The organism is Nodosilinea sp. P-1105 (assembly GCF_012911975.1).
GTDB lineage: Bacteria > Cyanobacteriota > Cyanobacteriia > Phormidesmidales > Phormidesmidaceae > Nodosilinea.
The window spans coordinates 1-5,252 of the sequence record NZ_SMDQ01000129.1 but is presented as its reverse complement, the minus strand read 5'-3'; the positions used below and the strand labels follow the sequence as shown (position 1 = coordinate 5,252).

The following is a 5,252-nucleotide window of genomic DNA, read 5'->3' as shown; positions in this document are numbered from 1 at the left end:
CGGTCGTCATGGTGCGCAGTACCCGCCAACTCTGGAACAAAACCACCACCGAGGTTCGGTTCTACATCAGTAGTTTGCCGTCCAATGCTGTCCGCCATGCCCAGGTGATTCGCTCCCACTGGAGTGTAGAAAACAGTCTTCACTGGGTGCTTGATGTCACCTTCAATGAAGATGCGAGTCGGATTCGCCAAGGCGATGCCGCCCAAAACCTCGGGCTGATCCGTCGGCTCAGTGTCAGTTTGCTGAAGCGCGAACCGTCGAAGCTCAGTCTGAAGATGAAGCGCTACACCGCCGCAATGGACGATAACTTTATGCTTAAAATCCTGGCGGCTAGCGCGGTGGGTGAAGCGTGACGGCCAACTCGAGGCCTACCCTGTGATAAAGACAACTGGTTTCATCAGGAGGCAATTAACCCGAAAATCCGACAATGGCAGGGCCGTAGGCCTAAATCGACTCGCGATAACCTGCTGTTTTTTTATCCCTCAGCCCATCACTACGAGCACTCGTTTAAGATGCGATTACCCTGGGTGAGCGGGTTGAGGTTCCTATCGTGAACGAACGAGACCGTCAAACCTACTATGGCGCTTTAGATTTACTCAGCAAACGCCTGCTCGTTCAAGCGCACGAGAAAGGGGATACCACCGAAACCATTGCCTATTTGAAATTTTTGCAATCGCAATGGCCACAGCAGCGCTTACTGATTCTCTGGGATGGAGCCAGTTACCATCGCTCCAAAGAACTCCAGGCCTTTCTCGCTGAAGTCAATGCTGGGTTAGACCCTGACGCCTGGAAGATCCATTGTGTCCGATTCGCCCCGAATGACCCGAGCCAGAACCCCATTGAAGATGCCTGGCTACAAGCTAAAACGTGGCTGAGACGCATGTCCGGGCTCAAGCCCTGCTTTGCTGCGCTCAAAGCCCTCTTCGAGCAGTTTTTTAGGCTAGAGGTGTTCGATTTCCCAAAAATGCACCGATATGGATCCTTTTCATGAATCAAATAGGATTGCTATAAGAGCTTTTTAGGGTGATACAAACTTTCACTAAGGTATCAAGAGCTACGTTTTCAGAATGATTGACTATCTGCAGGAAGGCTGACCCATGAGTATCTCTTACCAGATCGAGGCAGTCTACCAACGGGCCCTCCACCTGCGCGAGCAGGCTATCACCAACCCCGTCGACCCGTCGCTGTTAGAGCTGTCTCTCAAAGACCTCTACCTGGTGCTGGAAGAGCTTCAGGCGGTGGATGCAGAATTGCACCAACAAAATCAGATACTCAGCGACACCCGATATCAGGTTGACCTCGAACGCCAGCGTTACCGCACCCTGTTTGAGCTGGCCCCCGACAGCTACCTGGTCACAGACGAAGTCGGCAAAATTTACCACGCTAACCGGGCGGCGGCGACGCTGTTTGCCCTGCCCCAGACTGGGTTAGTCGGTAAACCCCTGGTAGTGCTGATCGATCAGGGGGACTGGTCAGAGCTTCAGAGACGCCTGGCCCAGCCCGACCGCACCACACCCTGGAACGTTACCCTCAAATCGCAGCAGGGAAATCCGGTGACAGTGGCGATCGCCACCAACGTTCTCAAAGACAGTCGCCATGGAGCCACTACCATTCTTTGGTCCCTGCGAGATATTTCCCAACAGCGCCGGATGGAGCAAGAACTTCAGGCGGCCCACGGCGATCTCGAAGGGTTAATCGCCGCCCGCACCGCAGAACTCACCCAGGAGAATGCCCAGTTGCGCCAAGACCTCAGCGACTGTCGTCAGGGTAGGGCGCAGTGAATACAGTGCTTGAGCGCATCGATGCTGTACAGCAACGGGCGCTGCAGCTGCACAATCATGCCAGCGAGTCACCCGTTCAGCTCGAGCTGCTGGCTCAGGCCCTAGTCGACGTCAGCCTGGTGCTTGAAGAGCTGCGCACCGCCCACGAACAGCTGATGCAGCAAAATCAAGCCCTGGCCGACTATCGTCAGCAGCTAGAGACCGAGCGCCAGCGCTACCAAGACCTGTTTAACCTGGCCCCCGACGGCTACCTGGTGAGCGATGCCAAGGGCATCGTTCAGGCGGGCAATGTGGCGATCGCGACCCTGCTGCACCGGCCTCAAGAATCGCTGGTGGGCAAACCCATGGTGCTGTTTCTACCGGTAAAGCACCGCCGCGCTTTTTACACCCTGTTGGCCCAGCTCAGCCGCACCCCCCAGACGCTACCCCCCAAAATCTGGGAAACTAAAATTTTGCCCCGAGAGGGCACGGCCATCGATGTGGCCATTACCGTCTCCACCAGTCACGAGGGGGGCGAGGCGCGCCTGCACTGGCTGGTGCGCGACAACACCGAAAAAAAGCAGGCCGAGGCCAAAATTCACCGCCAAGCCTTCTACGACCAGCTCACCGGTCTACCCAATCGCGCCTTCCTTGACACCTACCTGCCCAAGGTACTGGCCCAGGCCGATCGTCAACAGACCCGAGTGGCCGTGGCCTTTTTAGACCTCGACAAATTTAAAGACATCAACGACAGCCTGGGCCACGAGGTCGGCGACCAAATACTGCACCGAGTTGCCCAGCGTCTAGCCCACTGTCTGCGCGGCGAAGATCTGCTGGTGCGCTGGGGTGGCGACGAGTTTATTTTGGTGCTCTCGCAGCTGACGGCTGTAGAGGCGGTGACACGGACCTGCGATCGCATTTTAGCAAGCCTGCAACCCACCTTTGCCATCGGCGACCACCGGCTACACATCGGCACCAGCGTTGGCGTTGCCCTCTTCCCGCAGGATGGCACTGATCCGACCACCCTATTACGTCAGGCGGATCACGCCCTCTACCAGGCCAAAAGCCAGGGCCGCAACACCTACCGGTTTTACAGCGTCGACCCCCACACCTAACATTAGCTGGCAGACATATGACCCTCAATGTCTTGAGCATTGATCGCAATTCCAGCAATTCTCCCTGTTGAAGCAACTCAGGGGTTGATTTTTAACTCACAGAGAATGAAATCCAGACTAGGAAGGCCACCAGCAAAACGGCCGCTGACCCTAGCAAAATATATCGTCGCTGCTGCCTTGGCGAAGGGTATTTTGAAGGGTATACCTTAGGCTCGGTAGCGAAGTTATTGATTAGCCCCTCATCGTCGACCGTCGTACCTGGAACGGCTACATCCTGGGTGAGTGGGTCAGTATCATGATGGCGAATATTGGCCTGAACCTCGGCGGGGATCAGCTGACCACCGTCACTAGCAAGTTTGGGATCTGAATTTGTATTGGCCATGGGGGCTCCTGATTGGGTGTTTTGAACATTGAAGCGAGAAGCAAGTTACTTATTAATCAAAATCAAAGGCTTGGCTTGCAACCCTATATCTACTGGGCATCTTGACTTTAACTAAGCGCTGCTGGAGGTTATGCTGTGGCAATGGCATGTGGCTTAGTCCGAGTTCTGTGATTTACGGCCCAGTCTTTAATATTGACCGTCCGGGTCGACTTTGCTTGGTCAACCAAATTCAACACTTCCCTGACTAAATGATCAATATCAGTGGGCTTAAGCAGGTAGCCTTCAACCATAGCTAGCAGATTTTGGACAGATTTAGCTGCACAATAGGCCGAAACCACAAGAATTGGAATCGAATTTTCTCTATCTTGTTCTACAGCTCTAATTTTCTGAATCAACGACAAAGCATCTTCATTAAAAAATCTAACTTCACAGATCAAGATATCAGGAGAAAAACATTCTAAAAGAGTCATGGCATCGGCAATTGATTCAATGGTCGTCACCTGTGCGCCGCAGGTTTCAAACAAAGTCTTGTGGAGATATCGACTATCGATATTGTTGTCAACAACAAGTATCTGAAAATCCTTAAGCATGCCAGATTTGGGAAGAGTCTGACTTTCATAAGACATATTGAAGACCTCAAATTAGTGAATAACTCAGGTACAAAAACTGCCATGAAATTTGGTCAATCTAGGCCATGAATAATATGCTATCTCCTAGCAATGGCATAGCTTGAAAACAATGGCTACAGCGCCAATACACTTGGTTCGATCGCACGTGACGAAGTAATATATCTGAGCAGCAAGGGCACAGGTGTCTAACCCCTAAAGACCGTTTTTGAGCGATCGCGCTGGGAAGGATGTGAGCTTTCTCCAGATTAGAGATTGATGTGGCAAAGTTAATGGCCATGAATTTATCCATTGAAAGATCAGGCTAGGGACGTCTACCGAAATATCTGAATCAGGTAGTCGAAATAAGCGCCAACCTCGCTGTTGTCTTCGGCTGATAGTAGGGTAGTGGTTACAGTTTTCATGGCGCGAATGCTTTCGCCTATTCCCTCCATCGGGGTGCCGAGGGAGTTGTACATTTGGCGCACGCCAATCACGCCAATTTCTTCTATGGGGGTGGTGTCTCCGGCGGCGACCCCATAGCTGACCAGGCGCAGGTAATAGTCCATGTCGCGCAGGCAGGTGGCGGTCATGTCTTTGCCGTAGGCGTTGCCGCCGGGGGCCACTAAACTGGGGTTCTTTTGAAAGAGTTGGTTAGCGGCCTGTTTGACGATGCGATCGCGGCCATCCGCCAAGGCCTGCACCAACCGCACCCGCCGGGTACCACTGGCGACAAAGATTTTAATCTGATCCACTTCCCCAGGGGTGAGGTAGCGGCATTCGGCATCGGCGTTGACAATTAGGGTTTTAACAATGCTCATTTTTTATCGCCTGATAATGTACCCGTTCAATTCCGCTCTTAGCCGATTTATAATTTCGACAATGCCCAAAACCATGGTGGCTAGCTACGGTGCCGCCTTTGCTGGTATGACCTTAGGGCTATAAATCTCTGCCCGAAGGACGTAATTCTGGGCTTCGACCTGAGCCCTCAGCCGAGCGTAGGCCTTGAGATTCCAACCCCCCCCAGAGTTAGTGGGGTGGAGGGGTAAATCATACTGGCGTTAAGCAACGCCGTAGGCTAGTCAACGTAAGCTAGTCGATGACTTTTTTGATGTTGTCTTTGCCATCTTCAACGGTATTGCGAACATCGCCTTCGGCCTGTTTAGCTTTCCCCTTGGCCTGGGCTTCGTGGTTGCCGGTAAGATCGCCGGCAGTTTCTTGAATTTTGCCTTCAACTTTTTTGGCGGTGGCCTTAGCTCTATCTTCAATACTCATGGTGGTATCCTTTTGTCAGTTGGTTTAGACCGAATCTAGGGGTGTGATTTAAGCCGGGAAACCCTCTAAGTGAAAGGGACTGAGGGTTTGTGCTTTTAGTGACTGACGGGCAAGG

The 5,252-nt window shown here is 52.6% G+C and carries 8 protein-coding genes; 4 read left to right on the top strand and 4 right to left on the bottom strand.

All coding sequences use genetic code 11. The features are described from left to right. The 4 genes from E1H13_RS26135 to E1H13_RS26120 all read left to right on the top strand — a co-directional run. Positions 1–353 (top strand): ISAs1 family transposase (locus E1H13_RS26135; protein ID WP_169617890.1); only part of this gene is annotated, 353 nt, incomplete at its 5' end. A gap of 164 nt (positions 354–517) precedes the next feature. After that, positions 518–991, top strand: a complete 474-nt coding sequence (locus E1H13_RS26130; RefSeq protein ID WP_347404225.1) for a transposase — start codon at positions 518–520, stop codon at positions 989–991. A 106-nt stretch (positions 992–1,097) separates the two neighbouring features. Next, positions 1,098–1,781 (top strand): PAS domain-containing protein, encoded by a 684-nt coding sequence (locus tag E1H13_RS26125; protein WP_169617888.1) that lies wholly within the window; start codon positions 1,098–1,100, stop codon positions 1,779–1,781. Further along, on the top strand, positions 1,778–2,875 hold the full coding sequence (locus E1H13_RS26120) for a diguanylate cyclase (RefSeq protein WP_169617887.1): 1,098 nt from the start codon (positions 1,778–1,780) through the stop codon (positions 2,873–2,875). The genes E1H13_RS26125 and E1H13_RS26120 overlap by 4 nt, the downstream gene beginning before the upstream one ends. A gap of 91 nt (positions 2,876–2,966) precedes the next feature. Here the strand turns inward: E1H13_RS26120 and E1H13_RS26115 are convergent, their stop codons facing one another. The 4 genes from E1H13_RS26115 to E1H13_RS26100 form a co-directional block, all read right to left on the bottom strand. Next, entirely contained in the window at positions 2,967–3,257 is a 291-nt protein-coding gene (locus E1H13_RS26115) for a ssl1498 family light-harvesting-like protein (protein ID WP_169617886.1), read from the bottom strand. A gap of 128 nt (positions 3,258–3,385) precedes the next feature. Next, on the bottom strand, positions 3,386–3,883 hold the full coding sequence (locus E1H13_RS26110) for a response regulator (protein WP_169617885.1): 498 nt from the start codon (positions 3,881–3,883) through the stop codon (positions 3,386–3,388). Positions 3,884–4,197: 314 nt separating this feature from the next. After that, on the bottom strand, positions 4,198–4,683 hold the full coding sequence (locus E1H13_RS26105; protein ID WP_169617884.1) for an allophycocyanin: 486 nt from the start codon (positions 4,681–4,683) through the stop codon (positions 4,198–4,200). Between the two features lie 271 nt (positions 4,684–4,954). Further along, the gene (locus E1H13_RS26100) at positions 4,955–5,137 is read right to left on the bottom strand and encodes a CsbD family protein (protein ID WP_169617883.1); all 183 of its coding nucleotides are present in this window, start codon (positions 5,135–5,137) and stop codon (positions 4,955–4,957) included. Positions 5,138–5,252 lie beyond the last annotated feature (115 nt).